This is a genomic window from Amycolatopsis kentuckyensis (genome assembly GCF_041679295.1).
GTDB classification, from domain to species: Bacteria; Actinomycetota; Actinomycetes; order Mycobacteriales; family Pseudonocardiaceae; genus Amycolatopsis; species Amycolatopsis kentuckyensis_A.
This window is the reverse complement of record NZ_JBGDMD010000010.1, coordinates 147,868-166,654: the sequence shown is the minus strand read 5'-3', so window position 1 is coordinate 166,654 and position 18,787 is coordinate 147,868. Positions and strand designations below refer to the sequence as shown.

Annotated in this window: 17 protein-coding genes; 10 read left to right on the top strand and 7 right to left on the bottom strand. The window is 70.4% G+C overall.

The genetic code is table 11. The features are described 5' to 3' along the window. The first annotated feature begins 402 nt into the window (after positions 1-402). Both asnB and ACERZO_RS37105 read left to right on the top strand, forming a co-directional pair. Positions 403-2,244 carry an asparagine synthase (glutamine-hydrolyzing) gene (gene asnB, locus ACERZO_RS37110; protein ID WP_372670568.1) on the top strand — a complete coding sequence of 614 codons (1,842 nt, stop codon included), beginning with the start codon at positions 403-405 and terminating at the stop codon, positions 2,242-2,244. A 34-nt stretch (positions 2,245-2,278) separates the two neighbouring features. Next, positions 2,279-2,581: a hypothetical protein gene (locus ACERZO_RS37105; RefSeq protein WP_372670567.1), complete on the top strand. Its 303-nt coding sequence runs from the start codon at positions 2,279-2,281 to the stop codon at positions 2,579-2,581. On the opposite strand, the gene ACERZO_RS37100 is transcribed toward ACERZO_RS37105, so the two are convergent. Genes ACERZO_RS37100 through ACERZO_RS37090 form a run of 3 tightly spaced genes read right to left on the bottom strand, consistent with a single transcriptional unit; the run spans position 2,567 to position 5,051 of the window. Beyond that, a complete protein-coding gene (locus tag ACERZO_RS37100; RefSeq protein ID WP_372670566.1) occupies positions 2,567-3,094 on the bottom strand; it encodes a GNAT family N-acetyltransferase in 528 nt (175 codons plus the stop codon). The two genes, ACERZO_RS37105 and ACERZO_RS37100, sit on opposite strands and share 15 nt — an antisense overlap. Further along, on the bottom strand, positions 3,037-4,035 hold the full coding sequence (locus ACERZO_RS37095) for a Gfo/Idh/MocA family protein (RefSeq protein WP_372670565.1): 999 nt from the start codon (positions 4,033-4,035) through the stop codon (positions 3,037-3,039). Before ACERZO_RS37095 ends, ACERZO_RS37100 begins: the two co-directional genes overlap by 58 nt. After that, entirely contained in the window at positions 4,032-5,051 is a 1,020-nt protein-coding gene (locus ACERZO_RS37090; protein ID WP_372670564.1) for a LacI family DNA-binding transcriptional regulator, read from the bottom strand. Before ACERZO_RS37090 ends, ACERZO_RS37095 begins: the two co-directional genes overlap by 4 nt. A gap of 114 nt (positions 5,052-5,165) precedes the next feature. On the opposite strand from ACERZO_RS37090, the gene ACERZO_RS37085 reads away from it, so the two are divergent. From ACERZO_RS37085 to iolD, 7 genes are read left to right on the top strand one after another with little or no spacing between them, the layout of a single operon-like run. After that, on the top strand, positions 5,166-6,044 hold the full coding sequence (locus tag ACERZO_RS37085) for a TIM barrel protein (protein WP_372670563.1): 879 nt from the start codon (positions 5,166-5,168) through the stop codon (positions 6,042-6,044). A gap of 23 nt (positions 6,045-6,067) precedes the next feature. Beyond that, positions 6,068-7,063 (top strand): sugar ABC transporter substrate-binding protein, encoded by a 996-nt coding sequence (locus tag ACERZO_RS37080; protein WP_372670562.1) that lies wholly within the window; start codon positions 6,068-6,070, stop codon positions 7,061-7,063. Then, complete coding sequence (locus ACERZO_RS37075) at positions 7,060-8,103, top strand: ABC transporter permease (protein WP_372670561.1); 1,044 nt, start codon at positions 7,060-7,062, stop codon at positions 8,101-8,103. The genes ACERZO_RS37080 and ACERZO_RS37075 overlap by 4 nt, the downstream gene beginning before the upstream one ends. Further along, a complete protein-coding gene (locus tag ACERZO_RS37070) occupies positions 8,100-8,879 on the top strand; it encodes an ATP-binding cassette domain-containing protein (RefSeq protein WP_372670560.1) in 780 nt (259 codons plus the stop codon). Before ACERZO_RS37075 ends, ACERZO_RS37070 begins: the two co-directional genes overlap by 4 nt. Continuing rightward, positions 8,876-9,817, top strand: coding sequence for a 5-dehydro-2-deoxygluconokinase (gene iolC / locus ACERZO_RS37065; RefSeq protein WP_372670559.1), 942 nt, complete (start codon positions 8,876-8,878; stop codon positions 9,815-9,817). The genes ACERZO_RS37070 and iolC overlap by 4 nt, the downstream gene beginning before the upstream one ends. Beyond that, on the top strand, positions 9,814-10,704 hold the full coding sequence (gene iolB, locus ACERZO_RS37060) for a 5-deoxy-glucuronate isomerase (protein ID WP_372670558.1): 891 nt from the start codon (positions 9,814-9,816) through the stop codon (positions 10,702-10,704). The genes iolC and iolB overlap by 4 nt, the downstream gene beginning before the upstream one ends. After that, the gene (iolD, locus tag ACERZO_RS37055) at positions 10,701-12,536 is read left to right on the top strand and encodes a 3D-(3,5/4)-trihydroxycyclohexane-1,2-dione acylhydrolase (decyclizing) (RefSeq protein ID WP_372670557.1); all 1,836 of its coding nucleotides are present in this window, start codon (positions 10,701-10,703) and stop codon (positions 12,534-12,536) included. Before iolB ends, iolD begins: the two co-directional genes overlap by 4 nt. A gap of 62 nt (positions 12,537-12,598) precedes the next feature. Here iolD and ACERZO_RS37050 read toward each other — a convergent pair whose 3' ends face one another. After that, positions 12,599-13,975 carry a cytochrome P450 gene (locus ACERZO_RS37050; RefSeq protein ID WP_372670556.1) on the bottom strand — a complete coding sequence of 459 codons (1,377 nt, stop codon included), beginning with the start codon at positions 13,973-13,975 and terminating at the stop codon, positions 12,599-12,601. 79 nt (positions 13,976-14,054) lie between these two features. On the opposite strand from ACERZO_RS37050, the gene ACERZO_RS37045 reads away from it, so the two are divergent. Beyond that, positions 14,055-14,627 (top strand): TetR/AcrR family transcriptional regulator, encoded by a 573-nt coding sequence (locus ACERZO_RS37045; protein ID WP_372670555.1) that lies wholly within the window; start codon positions 14,055-14,057, stop codon positions 14,625-14,627. On the opposite strand, the gene ACERZO_RS37040 is transcribed toward ACERZO_RS37045, so the two are convergent. Genes ACERZO_RS37040 through ACERZO_RS37030 form a run of 3 tightly spaced genes read right to left on the bottom strand, consistent with a single transcriptional unit; the run spans position 14,617 to position 18,384 of the window. Beyond that, positions 14,617-15,546, bottom strand: coding sequence for a hypothetical protein (locus ACERZO_RS37040; protein ID WP_372670554.1), 930 nt, complete (start codon positions 15,544-15,546; stop codon positions 14,617-14,619). The genes ACERZO_RS37045 and ACERZO_RS37040 overlap by 11 nt on opposite strands. Beyond that, complete coding sequence (locus ACERZO_RS37035) at positions 15,543-16,772, bottom strand: MFS transporter (protein WP_372670553.1); 1,230 nt, start codon at positions 16,770-16,772, stop codon at positions 15,543-15,545. The genes ACERZO_RS37040 and ACERZO_RS37035 overlap by 4 nt, the downstream gene beginning before the upstream one ends. A gap of 10 nt (positions 16,773-16,782) precedes the next feature. After that, the gene (locus tag ACERZO_RS37030) at positions 16,783-18,384 is read right to left on the bottom strand and encodes a discoidin domain-containing protein (RefSeq protein WP_372670552.1); all 1,602 of its coding nucleotides are present in this window, start codon (positions 18,382-18,384) and stop codon (positions 16,783-16,785) included. Positions 18,385-18,787 lie beyond the last annotated feature (403 nt).

Below are 18,787 nucleotides of genomic sequence, written 5' to 3'. Positions count from 1 at the left end.
AGCTTCTCCAGCCCGCGCAGCGCCAGTGCGAGCACCACGAAAATGCCGATCAGGAGAACGGCGTAGAGCAAGTCGGCCACAGGCACCTCTCAAGACGGGTCACCGGGTTCGGTGACCGGACAGTTCACTGTGCGGCTCGGGGACCGCGTCCCGGCCTGCGGCTGACGGCGCCTTGATGCGTTCCTGACACGCATTTACGCCGTCTTTATGGCAGGTGGCGGCCATCACGCAAACGTTTGCCGATTAATCACTGTATGCAGTTGGTTAGTGACTCGCGACACAACGCGTGACCGAACAGGTGCGGAACGTGCAATTCGGGCAGACAAGATCCAGAGCCCGTGTTACACCTGTGTTACCGATAGTTGTATCGGCTAAGCAAATCCTTGGGAGAGGGGATCACCTATGTGCGGTATCGCCGGCTGGGTTTCCTACGACGCCGACCTCACCCGCCGCCAGGAAGTGGTCGACGCGATGACCGCGACCATGTCCTGCCGCGGCCCGGACGACGAGGGCACCTGGGTGCGCCGCAACGTCGCGCTCGGCCACCGGCGGCTGGCCATCATCGACCTGCCCGGCGGCCGGCAGCCGATGTCGGTGCGCACGCCGAACGGCGACGTCGCGATGGTCTACAGCGGTGAGGCCTACAACTTCACCGAGCTGAAGGAAGAGCTGACGAAGCTCGGGCACCAGTGGGAGACCGACAGCGACACCGAGGTCGTGCTGCACGGCTACCTGCAGTGGGGCGACGAGGTCGTCGACCACCTCAACGGCATGTACGCCTTCGCGATCTGGGACGAGCGCGACGACCGCCTCGTCATGATCCGCGACCGGATGGGCATCAAGCCGTTCTACTACTACCCGACCCGCGACGGCGTCCTGTTCGGCTCCGAGCCGAAAGCCATCCTGGCGAATCCGCTGGCGAAGAAGGTCGTCGACCTCGACGGCTTCCGCGAGCTGGCCGGCTTCACCAAGCGGCCGGGCTGGTCGCTGTGGAAGGACATGGAGGAGGTCCAGCCGGGCACGATCGTCACCGTGTCCCGCGAGGGCATCAAGACGCGGACGTACTGGAAGCTGGACGCGAAGAAGCACACCGACGACCAGGAGACGACGGTTGCCCGCGTGCGCGAGCTGATGACGGACATCGTCAACCGCCAGCTCGTCGCCGACGTCCCGCGGTGCGTGCTGCTCTCGGGCGGGCTCGACTCGAGCGCCGTCACGGGCCTGGCCGCGGCGCGGCTGGCTTCGCAAGGGGAGCAGCTGCGGACGTTCTCCGTCGACTTCTTCGGCCAGGAGGAGAACTTCAAGCCGGACGAGATGCGCGACACAGCGGACTCGCCGTTCGTGCGGGATGTCGCCCAGCTGGTGAACTCCGCGCACGAAGACGTCATGCTCAACCCGGGCGACCTGACCGACCCGGAGGTCCGGCGCGCGGTGCTGCGGGCCCGCGACATCCCGGCCGGCCTCGGCGACATGGACACGTCGCTGTACCTGTTGTTCAAAGCGATCCGCGGCCAGTCGACGGTGGCCCTGTCGGGCGAGTCGGCCGACGAGGTGTTCGGCGGTTACCGCTGGTTCCACGACGAGAAGGCCGTCAACGCGGACACGTTCCCGTGGCTGGCGTTCCGCACGTCGATGATGGATGAGCGGGCGTCGCTGTACACGCCGGAGCTGGTGAAGAAGCTGGACGTCGAGTCCTACGTCGCCGATCAGTACTCGTCGGCGGTTTCCGCGGTCGAGCACCTCGACGGCGAGTCCGCGCTCGAAGCGCGGATGCGGACCATCTGCAACCTGCACCTGACCCGGTTCGTACGGATGCTGCTGGACCGCAAGGACCGCGCGTCGATGGCGGTGGGCCTGGAGGTCCGCGTGCCGTTCTGCGACCACCGGCTGGTCGAGTACGTGTACAACACGCCGTGGTCGCTGAAGACGTTCGACGGGCGGGAGAAGAGCCTGCTGCGGCACGCGACCAAGCACGTGCTGCCGGAGTCGGTGGCCCAGCGGGTGAAGAGCCCGTACCCGTCGACGCAGGACCCGGGCTACGCGGCGGCGCTGCAGCAGCAGGTCAAGGAGGTGCTGGCCGAGCCGAAGCACGACGTGTTCGGCCTGGTCGACCGCACGTGGGCGCACCGGGCGTCCGAAGTGGACCCGGCGACGATGGACCCGGCCATGCGGATCGGCCTGGACCGGGTGCTCGACCTGTACCACTGGATCGAGATGTACTCCCCCGCGCTCGAACTGTCTTGACTTCGAGTGCCCTTGAGGTGTGAGCCTGGGCGGCATGAAGGTGCTGCTGTTCGGCCGCAACCCGGCCACGGTCTCGAGGGTGACGGCGGCGCTGTCCGCGGCGGGTCTCGCCGCGGACGGCGTCGTTTCGGAGGAGGCGGTGTTGTCCCGGCTCGGTGTGGTGGACGCGCTGGTGCTCGGGGCGGGGGTGGTGGGGCCGTTGCGGGAACGGGTGACGGCCGCCGCGGTCCGGCACGGGGTGCTGTGGGTGCAGGGGCCGCACATCCTGCCGTCGCGGGATGCGCTGGAGTACGTGCGGACGGAGATCCTGCCGCGGCTGCGATCAGCTCAGCGGTAGATTCGCCCGCACCTCGTCGCCCTCGGTGGTGAGATGCGCGCCCAGCCCGGAAAGCAGCGACCTGGCTCCCGCGTTGCCCGCCGTCGTCGAGGCGACGAACCTCGCCGCGCCGGACGTGCGGGCTTCGGCCAGGAGCAGCCTCGTCACCTCGCGGCCGACGCCTCGGCCGCGGACGTCGCGGCTCAGCCAGATGCCCGCTTCCACCCCGTCACCGTGGGGTTCCAGCCGTCCGGCTCCCACCGCGGTCCCGTCCACCTCGACCACCCAGGTCCGCTCGACCGCCGTCGCCGGGTCCAGGGATCGGCCGCGGTGGAACGCCAGGAACGCCGCGCGGCGCGCGGGCGTCCAGCCGGGTGGGTCCTCGACCGGGGGCATGACCTCGAGCGGGTCCGCGCCGGCCACGGCAGCATCCAGCAGCCGGGCCAGTGCGGGCTCGTCGAGCGGGGTCAGCGTGATCAGCGCCGGACCTCGGCCAGCTTCACCGGACGCCGTTCGCGACGCGACACCTCGCACGCCTCCGCGATGTAGAACGCCTCCAACGCGTCCGCCGCGACGCACGGCGACGGCGCCCGGCCCGCGACGACGTCGAGGAAGGCCCGCAGCTCCGTCGTGTACGCCGGGCGGAACCGTACCATGAACCCCGGGTACGCCGGCCCCGGCAGCGGCGCCACCCCCGGCTCCACCGAGCGCAGCGGCGCCCGGTCGTCCAGGCCGACCACGACCCCCGAGACCGAACCGAGCACGTCCAAGCGCACGTCGTAGCCCGCGCCGTTGTAGCGGGTCAGCGACACCGTCGCCAGGGTCCCGTCGTCCAAGGTCAGTGTCGCCGCCGCCGTGTCGACGTCGCCCGCGTCGGCGAAGAACTGCTCGCCGCGGTTGGCACCGATCGCGTACACCTCCTCGACCTCGCGGCCGCTGACCCAGCGGATGATGTCGAAGTCGTGGACGCCGCAGTCGCGGAACAACCCACCCGAGTGGGCGACGTACTCCGCCGGCGGCGGTGCCGGGTCGAACGTCGTCGCGCGCAGCGTGTGCAGCCAGCCCAGCTCGCCCGACGCCACCGCCGCCCGCGCCGCCGCGTAACCCGCGTCGAAGCGGCGCTGGAAGCCGATCTGGACCGGGACGTCCGAGGCGTCGATGCGGTCGATCACCGCCAGCGTGCCGGGGATGTCGGCGGCCACCGGCTTCTCGCAGAACACCGGGATGCCCGCGTCGACCGCCGCGATGATCAGGCCCGGGTGCGCGTCCGTGGCGGCCGTGACGACCAGGCCGTCGAGCCCCGCGGTGAACAGGTCGCCGAGGGAAGCCGTCTCGACGCCCAGCTTCGCGGCGGCGGAAGCGGCCCGGGTGGCGTCGACATCGGCCACGACGACCGACTCGACCTCCTCGAAGCCCTTCAGCGTCTCCGCGTGCGCGGTGCCGATCCGGCCGGTGCCCGCCAGTCCCAACCTCATCGTGGTGCTCCTCCTGTATCGGAAATCCCGGCAGTGGTCGCCCGGACCACCAGTGACGGGTGCAGCAGGTGCCGGACCGGCTCCGTGCGCTCCCCGCGGATGCGTTCGGCCAGCGCTTCGAAGGCCAGCCGGCCCATCTCCGTGCGCGGCTGGTCCACTGTGGTCAGTGAGAGGTGCCGCAGCGCGGCCAGCGACGTGTTGTCGTAGCCGACGACCGAGACGTCCTCCGGGACGCGCAGGCCGGCCTCCTCCAGCGCCGAAATGGCCCCCACGGCGTTGAAGTCGTTGCCCGCCACCAAACCCGTCGGCAGCTCAGCGCGTGAGTAGATCGCCAGCAGCTCCCGCACGGACTTCTCGCCGGCGGTGTCGGTGTGCTCGCTGCGCACCACGATCGGCTCCAGGCCGTGCCGCCGCATCGCCGCCTGGAACCCGCGCCGGCGCTGGGCCGCGCCCGCCGCTCCCCCGCCGTCGAGGTGCGCGATACGCCGGTGCCCGAGCCCGACCAGGTGGTCGACGGCCAGCGCGGAACCCGCTTCGCCGTCGTCATTGACCGTGTCCACTGTGGACGAACGGATCGTCCGCGAGACCAGGACGACCGGGCACTGCTTGGCCGCGGTCTGGATCGACGCGGCCGGCACGACCGGCGAAAGCAGGATGATCCCCGCCGGCCGGAACGAAAGCAGGTTGTGCAGGGCGTTCCACTCCCGCGTGGGACTCCGGCCGCCGGTGTTGAGGATCAGGTCGAACCCCGCCGCCTGCGCGGCCGCGTCCAGCCCTTCGACGACGTCGGCGAAGAAGGCGTTGCGCAGGTCGTTCACCATCACCCCGAGCACCGTGGACGTCCGGCTGGCCAGCGACCGCGCCATCACGTGCGGCTGGTAGCCGAGTTCTTCGGCCGCGCGCAGCACCGCCGCGCGCCGGGCGTCGGAGACCTTCGGTGAATTGTTCATCACCAGGGAGACCAGCGCGCGGGAAACCCCCGCCCGCGCGGCGACGTCCTCCATCGTCGGGCGCATGCGGCGCACCTCCCCTGATCACCGGAAACTCGGCCTTGACTTGCTGTGACGGACGCTACAAGATTAGAGCGCTCTAATCAATAGAGCGCTCCAACGGACCAACGGAGGCCCCTTGTGACAGCGACGTTCCGCGTGGCCGCCGCCCCGATCTCCTGGGGCGTCTGCGAAGTCCCGGGCTGGGGCCGGGTGCTGGACGCGCCGACCGTCCTCGGCGAGATGGCGGAGCTCGGCGTCCAGGCGACCGAGCTGGGCCCGCCCGGGTACCTCCCGCGCGAGCCGGCCGAGCTGCGGGAGCTGCTCGGGCAGTACGGCCTGACGCTCGTCGGCGGCTTCCTCGCCGTCGTCCTCCACGAAAACCGGGAGCACGCGCTCAAGGAAGCCGAAGAGTCGGCCGCACTCTTCGCCGCGTGCGGCGGTGACGTCCTCGTGCTCGCCGCCGCGACCGGCCTCGACGGTTACGACGACCGCCCGAAGCTCACCGACGCCGAATGGGCGACGCTCGTCGGCACCGCGGGCGAGATCCGGGACATCGCCGCCGCCCACGGGCTGCGCACGGTGCTGCACCCGCACGTCGGGACACACGTGGAGCAACGGGCCGAAGTCGAGCGGTTCCTCGCCGATTCCGATCTCGGCTTGTGCCTCGACACCGGGCACCTGATGATCGGCGGGACGGATCCGGTCGAGCTGGCGCAGCGGTATCCCGAACGGGTGGGGCACGTGCATCTCAAGGACGTCCGAGAAGACCTGGCGGCGGAAGTCCGCGCGGGGCGGCTCGGCTACACCGACGCGGTCGGGCGGGGCATCTACACCCCGCTCGGCGAGGGGGACGTGGACGTGGCGGCGATGGTGCGCTCCGTCCAGGCGGCGGGCTATGACGGCTGGTACGTCCTCGAACAGGACACCGCCCTCGGCGCGGAGAGCCCCGACGACCTGCCCCGGCGGGACACCGAGCGCAGCCTGACCCACCTCGCGAAGATCATCGACTCCCTGTAATCCCTGGTCCCAAAGGAGTGACTGTGTTCTCAATCAAGAAGCTGGCCGGTGTGGCGGCGCTCGCCGCCGCCGGGCTGGTCCTGTCCGCCTGCAGCGGCCCGAGCGCCGACAACTCGTCGAGCAGCAGCCCGAGCTCCCAGGCTGCGGCGCCGAGCACCGGCGGGCCGCTGAAGGTCGCCGTCGTCACGCACGGCAGCGCCGGCGACGCCTTCTGGAACGTCGTGAAGAACGGCGCCGAGCAGGCGGGCAAGGACCTCGGCGTCGGCGTCGACTACTTCGCCGACGGCGACCCCGGCAACCAGGCCCGGCTGATCGACAACGCCGTCGCGCAGAAGGTCGGCGGCCTGGTCGTCTCGATGGCGAACCCCCAAGCCCTGCAGACGTCGATCCAGAACGCGGTCAAGGCCGGCATCCCGGTCATCACCATCAACTCCGGCGAGGACTTCAGCGCGCAGTACGGCGCGATCGCGCACGTCGGGCAGAGCGAGGGCCTCGCGGGCCAGGGCGCCGGCCAGCGGCTCAAGGCAGCCGGCAAGACGAAGCTGCTGTGCGTCATCCACGAGGCCGGCAACATCGGCCAGAACCAGCGCTGCGACGGCGCGAAGCAGGCCTTCGGCAACGTCTCCACGCTGCAGGTCGACATCTCGAACCCGACCGACGCGCAGGCCCGGATCCGCGGCGCGCTGCAGTCCGACCCGTCGATCGACGCGGTCCTGGCGTTGAACTCGCAGGTCGCGGCCCGCGCGGTCGACGCCGCCAAGGAGGCGAGCTCGAAGGCGCAGGTGGCGACGTTCGACCTGAACGCCGACGTCGTCGCGGCCATCAAGGCCGGCACGATCCTCTTCGCCGTCGACCAGCAGCAGTACGAGCAGGGCTACCTGCCGATCGTGTTCCTCAAGCTGTACAAGGAGAACGGCAACACCATCGGCGGCGGCCACCCGGTGCAGACCGGCCCGGGCTTCGTCGACAAGACCAACATCGACACCGTGGCCCCGTACGCGCAGCGCGGCACGCGATGACCGCAGCCATCCAGGCGCAACCCGACGAACGCGTCGCGAAGAAGAGCCTGACCGACCGCTTGGTGGTCCGGCCCGAGATCGGCGCGCTGCTCGGCGCCGTCCTCGTGTTCGTGTTCTTCTCCGTCGTCACCGGCCAGTTCCTCAGCCCGCTGGGCGTGGCGACCTGGCTCGACGACTCGTCGACCCTGGGCATCATGGCCGTCGTGGTCGCGCTGCTCATGGTCGGCGGCGAGTTCGACCTGTCGGCCGGCGTGATGACGGCGTCGACGTCGCTGGTCACGGCCATCCTGGCGACGCAGGCGGGCTGGAACGTCTGGCTCGCGCTGCTGGTCTCGCTGGCGTTCGCGCTCGGCGTCGGCGCGTTCAACGGCTGGCTGGTCATGAAGACCGGCCTGCCCAGCTTCATCGTCACGCTCGGGTCGTTCCTCGCCCTGCAGGGGCTCAACCTCGGCGTGACGCGCTGGGTGACCAACACCGTCCAGGTCTCGGGCATGCGCTCGACCAGCGGCTACGAGTCCGCCGGCGGGCTGTTCGCGTCGACGTTCAGCATCGGCGGCACCGAGTTCCAGTCGTCGATCGTCTGGTGGGTCGTGGTCACGGCGATCGCCGCGTGGCTGCTGGTGCGGACCCGGTTCGGCAACTGGATCTTCGCGGTCGGCGGGTCGCAGGTGTCGGCCCGCTCGGTCGGCGTGCCGGTGGTGCGCACGAAGATCCTGCTGTTCATGGGCACCGCGCTCGGCGCGTGGCTGGTCGGCTCGATCAACATCCTGCGGTTCGCGAGCGTGCAGGCGAACCAGGGCATCGGGCTGGAGTTCCAGTACATCATCGCGGCGGTGATCGGCGGCTGCCTGCTCACCGGCGGGTTCGGCTCGGCGGTGGGCGCGGCGATCGGCGCGCTGATCTTCGGCATGGCGCGCCAGGGCATCGTGTTCGCGCAGTGGAACAGCGACTGGTTCATGCTGTTCCTCGGCGTCATGCTGCTGGCCGCGGTCCTGGTGAACAACGCCTTCCGGCGCCGCGCGGAAAGGGTACGCCGATGACCTTGCTCGAAGTCAGGGACATCGGGAAGACCTACGGCAGCGTCATCGCGCTGCGCGAAGTGTCCACTGTGGTCAACGCGGGCGAAGTGACCTGTGTGCTCGGCGACAACGGCGCCGGGAAGTCCACGCTGATCAAGATCCTGGCCGGGGTGCACCAGCACGACCGCGGCGAATTCCTCGTCGAGGGTGAGCCGGTGCGGTTCGCGTCCCCGCGCGAGGCCCTCGACCGCGGCATCGCGACCGTGTACCAGGACCTCGCCGTGGTGCCGCTGATGAGCGTCTGGCGGAACTTCTTCCTCGGTTCCGAGCCGACGACGGGCTTCGGCCCGTTCAAGATGCTCGACCGGAAGAAGGGCCGCGAGACGACGAAGAAGGCGTTGTCCGACATGGGCATCGACCTGCGGGACGTCGAGCAGCCGGTCGGGACGCTCTCGGGCGGCGAACGCCAGTGCGTCGCGATCGCGCGGGCGGTGTACTTCGGCGCGAAGGTGCTGATCCTCGACGAGCCGACCGCCGCACTCGGCGTCAAGCAGGCCGGGGTGGTGCTGAAGTACGTCGCGCAGGCGCGGGACCGCGGGCTCGGCGTCGTGCTGATCACGCACAACCCGCACCACGCCTACCCGGTCGCCGACCGGTTCCTGCTGCTCAAGCGGGGTGCCGCGCTCGGGCACTACGAGAAGTCCGAGATCGACATCAACGAACTGACGCGGCAGATGGCGGGCGGTGCGGAACTCGAAGCGCTCGAACACGAACTGCGGCAGGTGGAGAAGGCGTGAGTCTCGAAGCGCTGACGATCGGCCGGGTGGGCGTCGACCTCTACCCGGAGCAGAGTGGCGTCCCGTTGGCCGGCGTCAGCACTTTCGCCAAGTCGCTCGGCGGGACCGCGACCAACGTCGCGGTCGCCGCCGCGCGGCTCGGCCGGTCGACGGCGGTGCTGACGAAGGTCGGGCCGGACGGCTTCGGCGACTACGTCCGGCAGGCGCTCGACGGCTTCGGCGTCTCACCGGCCTTCGTGGGCACTTCGCCGGAGTTGCAGACGCCGGTGGTGTTCTGCGAGCTGAACCCGCCCGCGGACCCGCCGCTGCTGTTCTACCGCTCCCCGATCGCCCCCGACCTCACGCTCACCGACGACGACGTGCCCAGGGACGTCGTCGAGTCGGTGCCGCTGTTGTGGGTGACCGGCACGGGCGTCTCCGCCGAGCCCGCGCGAGCCACCCAGCGGAAGATCCTCGAGGCCCGGCGACGCCGGGAGCACACCGTCCTGGACCTCGACTACCGGCCGATGTTCTGGCCCTCCGTCGAGCAGGCCCGGGCCGAGATCGGCGGGATGCTCGACCACGTCACCGTCGCGGTCGGCAACCGCGCCGAGGTCGAGGTCGCCGTCGGGACCGCGGATCCCGGCACCGCCGCCGACCGGTTGCTGGAGCGCGGGCTGCACCTGGCCGTGATCAAGAAGGGCGCCGAGGGCGTCCTGGTGGCGACGCCGGAGGGGCGGTCGACCGTGCCGCCGCAACGCGTCGAGGTCGTCTGCGGGCTCGGGGCCGGCGACGGCTTCGGCGGCGCGCTGATCCACGGGCTGCTGTCCGGCTGGGACCCCGTGCGGATCGCCGCGTACGCGAACGCGGCGGGCGCGCTGGTGGCGTCCCGGCTGGCCTGCGCCGACGCCATGCCGACCGCCGGGGAGATCGAGGAACTGCTGGAGGCCGCGAAGTGAGCAAGCTGCACCGTCCACTCGGGACGCTGTCCGACGACACCGACCCGGTCCGGCTCACCCCGGACAGCGCGGGCTGGACGTACACCGGGCTGCGCGTGCTCTCCCTGGCGCCCGGCGAGGTCCGCGTCCTGCACACCGGCGAGTTCGAGGCGTTCGTGCTGCCGCTGGCCGGGTCCGCGACGGTCCGGGTCGACGGGGAGGTCTTCGAGCTGCGCGGCCGGGAGTCGGTCTTCACGCGCGTGACGGACTTCGCCTACGTGCCGCGCGACGCCGAAGTCGAGTTGTCGACAAAGGACGGTCTGGAGGTCGCGCTGCCGATGGCGCGCTGCACCCGCCGCCTCACGCCGGCGTACGGCCCGGCGGAGGACGTCCCGGTCGAGGTGCGCGGCGCCGGGCAGGCGACGCGGCAGGTGACCAACTTCGGCGTGCCCGGGGTGTGGGACCACGCCGACAAGCTCAACGCGTGCGAGCTGATCACGCCGGGCGGCAACTGGTCGTCGTACCCGCCGCACAAGCACGACGAGGCAACCGAGTGCGAGGTCGTCAACGAGGAGATCTACTACTTCCGCGTCGCCGGCCGCGACGGCGTGACACCGTCCCGAGAAGGTTTCGGCCTGCACCGGACGTACACGACCGACGGCGACCTCGACGAGGACGTCGCCGTGCGCGACCACGACGTGTTCCTCATCCCGCGCGGCTACCACGGGCCGTGCGTGGCCGCCCCGGGTTACCCGATGTACTACCTGAACGTCCTGGCCGGACCGGCTGACGAGCGGTCCATGGCGTTCTGCGACGACCCCGCGCACGGCTGGGTCCGCGACACGTGGGCGTCCCAGGAGCTGGATCCACGGTGCCCCGTCACGAGTCACGAAGGGCGTGTTCAGTGAAGCTGACGACGGCTCAGGCGCTGGTCCGCTGGCTCCTCGCCCAGCGCTCGGAAACCCTGGACGGGCGCGAAGTCCCGCTTTTCCCGGGCGTTTTCGCGATCTTCGGCCACGGGAACGTCCTCGGTCTCGGGACGGCGTTGGAAGAACACCGCGATGAGCTGCCGGTCTGGCGCGGGCACACCGAGCAGGGCATGGCGCTGGCCGCCGTCGGCTACGCGAAGGCCACGCACCGGCGGCAGGTCGGCGTCGTGACGTCGTCGATCGGGCCGGGCGCGCTCAACATGGTCACCGCCGCGGGCGTCGCGCACGCGAACCGGCTGCCGGTTCTCCTGCTGCCGGGCGACACGTTCACCAACCGAGCGCCGGACCCGGTGCTGCAGCAGATCGAGCCGTTCGGTGACGCAACGGCGACGGTGAACGACGCCTTCCGCGCGGTCTCGCGCTACTTCGATCGCATCACCCGGCCCGAGCAGCTGCTCTCGACGTTGCCGCAGGTCGCGAGAGTGCTCACGGACCCGGCGGAGAGCGGACCGGTGGTCCTGGCGCTGCCGCAGGACGTCCAGGTGGAGACGTACGACTTCCCGGACGCGCTGTTCGAGCCGGTGACGCACCGGCCGCTGCGCCCGCGTCCGGACCGGCGTTCGGTCACCGAAGCGGCGAGCGTCCTGCGCGCTTCTCGGCGTCCCCTGCTGGTGCTCGGCGGCGGCGTCCGGTACTCCGGCGCCGGGCAGCGCGCTCTCGATTTCGCCGAGCGGCACGGGATTCCCCTCGTCGAGACGACCGCGGGGCGCACGCTGGTGCCGCACGCGCATCCGCTGCACGCGGGCCCGCTGGGCATCACGGGTTCCTCGTCGGCGAACGCCGTCGCGGCCGAAGCCGACGTCGTGCTGGCGGTCGGCACGCGGCTGCAGGACTTCACGACGGCATCGTGGACGGTGTTCTCCCCCGACGTCCGCCTGGTCACGCTGAACGCGGCCCGGTTCGACGCGGTGAAGCACGGCGCGCTGTCGGTGGTCGGGGACGCGGACGCCGGCCTGACGGACTTGGCCGCCCAGCTGGAGAGCTGGCGCGTCGACCCGTCGTGGACTTCGCGGGCTTCGGGCGAACGGGCCGCCTGGGACGCGCACATCGACTCGCTGCGCTCTTCCACAGCCTCCCTTCCGTCGTATGCCCAGGTCGTCGGGGCGGTGAACGACCTGTCGGCGGCGGACGACTACGTCATGACGGCATCGGGTGGCTTGCCGGGCGAGCTGATCGGCGGCTGGCGAGGGTCGGGCGCGCTGTCGATGGACGTCGAGTACGGGTTTTCCTGCATGGGCTACGAGCTGTCCGGCGCCTGGGGAGCGGCGATCGCGTGGCCGGGGCTGGTCACGACATTACTGGGCGACGGCTCGTACCTGATGCTGAACTCGGAGCTGTTCTCGGCGGCGTTCGCGGGCCACCCGTTCGTCGCGGTGGTGTGCGACAACGACGGTTACGCGGTGATCGCGCGGCTTCAGGAGGGTCAGGGCGGGAAGCCGTTCAACAACTTCTACGCCGACTGCACGACTTCGCACGCTACGCCGCCGCGAGTTGACTTCGCGCAGCACGCGGAGTCACTGGGCTGCGTGGTGTTCACGGCGTCCACAGTGGACTCGCTGCGGACGGCTTACGCGTCGGCCCGCGAGGCCGCCGTGGCCGAACAGCTGCCGGCGGTGGTCGTGGTGAAGACGCAGCCATCGACGTGGACCGAGGCCGGCGCGTGGTGGGAGGTCGGGGTGCCGGAGCACCTGGCCGGCCGGGACGGCTACGAGCGCGGGAAGGGCGGGCAGGTGCGTTACCTCGGGTCCTGACCGCGGTGCTTGATCGGCGCCCCTGATCGCCGCGCCCGCGGGGGCGCCCCCCGTTTTCCACATTACCGGAGGGCACCGACATTTTCGGCCGCCGTCCGCACTCGCGGCCGCAGCGTGAACCCGCTCGGCTTGAGCGTCAGCGACTCGACGATCTTCAGCTCATACGCCGGATCGACGTCGAAGTCGTAGCGCTGCAACACCATCCCCAACGCCAGCACGGCCTCGTGCAGCGCGAACTGCCGGCCGATGCAAGCGCGCTCACCCGTCCCGAACGGCTTGTACGCCTGCGCCGGCCGCTTCTTCACCGCGGCGGGCTCGAAGCGGTCCGGGTCGAACCGCTCCGGCTCCGGCCAGGCCGCGGGATCGCGGTGCACCAGGGGAAGCGGCACGATCACCCAGTCCCCCTTGCGCATCCGGTACTTCCCGCCGAGCACGACGTCTTCGCGTGCTTCGCGCGAGTAGCCGGGCGCGGTCGGCCAGAGCCGCATCGCCTCGTCGAGGCAGCGACGCACGTAACGCAGCTTTGCGACGTCCGCGAACGCCGGCTCGCGGTCGCCCCACACCGCGTCGACCTCGGCGCGCGCCTTCGCCAGCAGCTCCGGGTGGCGCGTCAGGTAGTACAACGCGAACGACAGCGCGCCGGACGTCGTCTCGTGGCCGGCGACGACGAACGTGATCGCCTGGTTGCGGACGTTCACCGGGTCCAGCCGCTCCCCCGTCACCGGGTGGCCTTCGGTGAGCATCAGCTCCAGCAGGTTGTCCGAGCCGGCGCGGGCCTCGATGACCTCGTCGACCAGGTTCGTCATGGTCGCGATGTCGGCCCGGTTCTGCTCGGGCGTCCCGGCGAACGCGCGGCGCACGAACGGGAGCTTGACGTTCTGCAGCTGCGCGTACCGCAGCGCGCGGATCATCGCCGTCACGAACGGGTGCGGTTCGGCGCGCTCGAACGAGCCGAACCGGTAGCCGAAGCCGGCACGGCCGATCGTCTCCAGGGTCAGCCGGGTCATGTCGGCGGCGACGTCGACCGGGCCGTCCGCCGCGTCCCAGGCCGCGGTCAGCTCGCGGGCGACGTCCACCATCACCGGGTGGTAGCGGCGCATCGCCTCGGCGGAGAACGCGGGCTGCAGGATGTCGTGCGCCAGCCGCCAGTTCGGTTCGTGTGTGTGGGCGGTGAACAGCCCGTCGCCGGCGACCGCACGGAGGTTCTCGATGCCCAGGCCGACGTGCTTGCCGAACTTCGTCTCGTCGTTCAGCTCGGTGACCAGGTCGACGCCGCCGACGAAGACGATCTCGAAGCCGAAGATCTTGCGCGTGAAGATCGGGCCGACGCGCCGGCCGATGCGCAGGGTGTCCTGCAGCGGCGTGCGCGGGTTGGCGCCGATCAGGTCGCCGATCACCGGCAGGCGGCCCGGCCGGTGCGGAATCCCGGTGGTGTCCACGGCAAGCCCCTCTATTGAACCCATATCCAATAGCGTCACGATCCCCCGCTACTGAACCCGTGTCAAGTAAGCTCGGGGGATGCGGACGAGGCTGAGCACCCAGCAGCGTCGCGAGCAGCTGCTGGCGATCGGCGCCGGCCTGTTCGCGAACCGGCCGTACGACGAGGTGTGGATCGAGGAGGTCGCCGAGATCGCGCAGGTCTCGCGCGGCCTGCTGTACCACTACTTCCCCACCAAGAAGGACTTCTTCGCGTCGATCGTCCGCGCGCAGCGCGATCAGCTGCTGGCGATGAGCGAGCCCGACCCGGCGCTGCCCGTGGCGGAGCAGCTGCGGGCCGGGCTCGACGTCTACCTCGAGTTCGCGCGCACGCACCCGGACGGCTACCGGATCGTCCACCGCGCCGCGAGCGGCGCCGACCGCGAGATCCAGGAGATCCGCGAGGCCGGGATGGCCGCCAACGCCACCCGCATCCTCGACGCCGTGAGCGTGCTGACGCCGGTCACCGAGGTGACGCGGCTGGCCGTCCGCGGCTGGCTGACGTTCGTCGCGACGACCATCCTCGAGTGGCTGGACCAGCCGAAGGTCACCCAGGACGAGCTGCGCGACCTCTGCGTCCGGACGCTGTTCGCGGCGGTCGGCGTCACCCCGTGACAGCGGGCGACGCGGCGCCGTCGACGAGCTTCCGCGGCGCGCCGGAACCGTCGGCCGGGACCGCCCAGACGGCGTTGTCCAGCCCGTAGAGGACGGTGTGGTCGTCCTGCCACAGGGCCTGGTCGTCGACACTGCGGGTCTCCGCCAGCTCGGTTTCCGCCATCGTCTTCAGGTCGAGGACCGAAAGCCGCCAGACGCCGTCGCCGACCTTCTTCTTGAAGGCGACCCGAGTGGCGTCCGGGGACAGCGACGGGCATTCGACGTTCTCCCTGATGGTTTTCCCGCGGTAGCGCTGGTAGTCGGCCTCGACGAGGTACGTCTTGCCCTTGCTGCCGAGCGTGGCGTAGAAGCGGTTGCCGTCGGGGGCGAAGGTGATGCCCCAGTAGTTGACGTCGGCGGCGAAGTAGCGCTTGTCGCCGAAGAACACCGGCAGCTCTTCGATCGTCTTGACGAGTCTTCCACTGTCCACTTCGTACAGTCCCGCGCGTGTAGAAAACCCGGTCTCCGCATAGGAGTCGCCGGTGACGAAGAGCGTCCAGTAGACGCGCTTTCCGTCCGGGGACACCCGGGCGCGGCTCGGCGTGCCCGGCAGGGTCTCGGTGTGGCGGACGGCGAGGTGGTCGTCGAGGACGAGGACGTCCGTGACCGCCGGGAGTGTCCCCGGCTGGACGGCCAGGCACACCGCGGTCTGCTTGGCCACCGCGAACCGGTCACACTTCACCCCGCTGAGCTGGCGTTTCCCCTGGCCGAGGACGCCGACACGGCCGGTGGCGGTGTCGCGGAACAGCAACTGGCCGGGGCTCAGGGTGAGCTGGGCGGCCGGAGTGGCGTCCGCGTCGTGGCGGGCGCTGACGGTGTAGCCGGCGGCCGCGGCGACCAGGAGGGCCGTGCCGGCCAGGGCGAGGACGATCTTCTTCACGGGCGCACCGGTTTCGCGAGGGCGGCGGCGAGGACGACGACGGCCAGGCAGCCGGCGGCGGCGAGCACCGCGGGCCGCAGGTCCCAGAGCGTCCAAGCCAGTCCGAAGAGGACGGAGGAGAGCATGCGGGCCACGGCCTGCCCGGTCTGCACGACGGCCATCCCGGTCGCCCGCAGGTCACGCGGGATGAGCGGGCCGGCGGCGGCCATGAGGACGCCGTCGGTGGCCGCGTAGAACACGCCGTGCAGGCCGAGCGCGACGACCGGAATCGCCGCGTAGGCCCGGCCGCAAAGCAGGACCAGCGCCAGGCCGAGCGCGACGTGGCCGCCGAGGAACACCGGCCAGCGCCCGACCCGGTCGGCGAGCTTGCCGAGCGGCACCGCGAGCACCAGGTAGACCCCGGCGGTGCCGAGCGGCAGCAGCGGGAAGAACGTCGCCGCGATCTCCCACCGCCGTTGCAGGACGAGGTAGACGAACGAGTCGCCGACCGTCACCAGGCCGAGCAGCGCGGCCCAGAGCGTCACGCGCCGGAAGTCGCTCTGCTTGAGCAGACCTGCCGCCGTTCGCAGCGACACCGCGGCGCGGTCGACGCCGCCGGGGTGGTCGCGCACGAAGAGGACGAGCAGCAGCACGGCGATCGCGGCGACGCAGAAGCTGGTGAAGAACACGCTGGTGTAGCTGCCGAGGCTGAGCGCCAGCACGGCCATCGCGACGAGCGGGCCGAGGAACGCGCCGACGGTGTCGAGCGCGCGGTGCACGCCGAACGACCGGCCGAGCGCGTCCGGCTCGCTGGACAGCGAGATCAGGGCGTCGCGCGGGGCGGTGCGCACGCCCTTGCCGGTGCGGTCGGCGGCGAGGACGACGCCGATCGCCACGACCGACGAGCCGGCCGCGACCAGGCCGAGCTTGCACACCGCGGACAAGCCGTACCCGAACCCGGCGACGGCCTTCAGGCGCCGCCACCGGTCGGCGAGGTGGCCGCCGAGCACCCGCACCAGCGCGGTGGCGCCGGCGTAGAGCCCGTCAAGCAGCCCGAACTGCAGCGGGTTCAGGCCGAGGCCGAGCACCAGGTAGAGCGGGAGGACGGCGGTCACCATCTCCGAGGAGACGTCGGTGACGAGGCTGACCATGCCGAGCGCCACCACGTTGGCGGAAACCCTTTTGAGCGCGGGTTTCCGGTCGTTGCCCGCCGCCAGGTCCGAGGTACGGCTCGCCGCGATGTACATGCCCGTCCTCCTAGTGACAGGTGTAGGTCGGGCTGCTGTCGAGGACCTTGCCGTCGACGCCGATGAGCTGCGACTGGAACGAGGTGTCCGTCATCGACAGCTTGAGGACGCCGTAGGTCTTCAGCAGCTTCGCGGTCGTCGGGTGCGCGGTGTGGATGGTGTAGAGGTTCGCGCCGCCGCTGCCGCCGACGATCTCGACGGGACCGTTCGTGTCGGCCTGGCCGTCGGCGTTCTGCGGGACGAACCGCTCGTAGTCGTGGTCGTGCCCGTTGAGGACGAGGTCGACCTTGTTGGCGGTCATGAGGTTCCACAGCTCGATGCTGTCGGGGTTGTCGCCGTGGTCACCGGAGCTCCACCGCGGGTGGTGGTAGTAGGCGGCGACACAGCCCTTCTTGTTGTTCGCCAGGTCCTGCTTGAGCCAGGTGATCTGGGGCGGCTCGGCGAAGTCGTCGTGGGTGACGAAGTCGTTGGAGTCGAGGGCGATGAAGTGCCAGTTGCCCATTTCCCAGCTGTAGTAGCGCTTTCCCTGCGGTTTGGCGATGGCGCCGAAGTAGTCCTCGTAGCCCTTGAACGGCGTGTCGTCGTAGGACTCGTGGTTGCCCGGGATCGGGTGGGTGATGCTCTTGAACTTGCCCCACGTCTTGTCGTAGTAGGACTTGAAGTCCGAGAGGTGCGCGTCGTCGTACTGGTTGTCGCCCATGGTGATCACGGCCGCGGGGTTCATGGTTTCGACGAGCTTCGCGGTCTTGACGTGGGCGCAGCTCGAGCTGCTCGAGGTGCAGCGTTCGGCGATGTCGCCGGCCGCGGCGAGGACGAAGCTGGTTCCGCTGCCCGTCTTGGTCTTCACGGTGATGGGCGCGCTGGTGCCCGAGAGGTTCCCGGCGGCATCGCGGGCGCGGACGGCGTAGGTGTAGCTGGTGTCGGGCGTGAGGCCGGTGTCGGTGTAGGACGTCGTCGTGCTGGTGGCAACGGGGGTTCCGTTGCGCAGGACGTCGTAGCCGGCGACGCCGACGTTGTCCGTGGCGGCGGTCCACGTCAGGGCGGCGCTGGTGGCGGTGGTCGTGCCGGCGGTGAGGCCGGCCGGGGTGGTCGGGGCCTGGGTGTCGCCCGAGGAGTCCGTGCTGCCGAAGACCTGCATTTCCCAGAAGGAGTAGCCGTAGCTGGTGGCGCGGGTGACGCCGACGAAGCGGACGTACCGGCCGTGGGCGTTGAGGGTGAGGTCGTCGATCTTGCCGTCACCGGCGTCGACGGACGTGGCGGCGGTGAAGTTCGCGCCGTCGTCGGAGACTTCGATGCGGTACTTCTTGGCGTAGGCGGCTTCCCAGTTGAGGAGGACGCGGTGGATCGCGGCGGACTGGCCGAGGTCGATCCGCAGCCACTGCGGATCGGCGCCTTCGGCACTGGCCCAGCGGGTGGTGGTGCTGCCGTCGACGGCCTTGCTCCCGGCGTACGACGAGCTCTCGACGGTCGAGGTCGCGACGGGTTTTCCCTGCGAGAGCAGGACATCGGCCTGTTCGCTGGCCTGGGCGGCGACGATCGCGGAGGGCAGCAGGGTGACCGCGGCTAGTACGGGGGTGAGTCGGGTGAATGTTCGCAGGCGGGTCGACGGCACGTCGCGCTCCTTCTGGGCCTCGGCGGTGGCTGTGGGCTGCGGCGTCGGGTTAAACCATTAGGAAAGTTTCCTAACTAAGCGGACTGTATCGATGACCGGTTTCGGCTGACAAGACTTGTCTTGTCGTTGAATCGGTCAAGAGGGTGAGTTTTCGACGGTTTCCGCAGCTCAGGGCACGTGCCGATGAGCGGGATACTGCACCGTGGGCCGGGACCGCGAGGTCTGACCTTTCCCGGCGGCTTCCGGTTTTGTCGGTGGTCTCGGGTAGCGTGGGAACCGGGGGCAGCGCCCATCGGCTTTCGTTCTCCCACAAGGAAAATCGCTTCTTCCTCGCCGCGCCGAGGTTCACCCGGTTCAGTGATGATCTTCGCTCAGGTGTTCGGGTAGCTTCGGATGTATGACC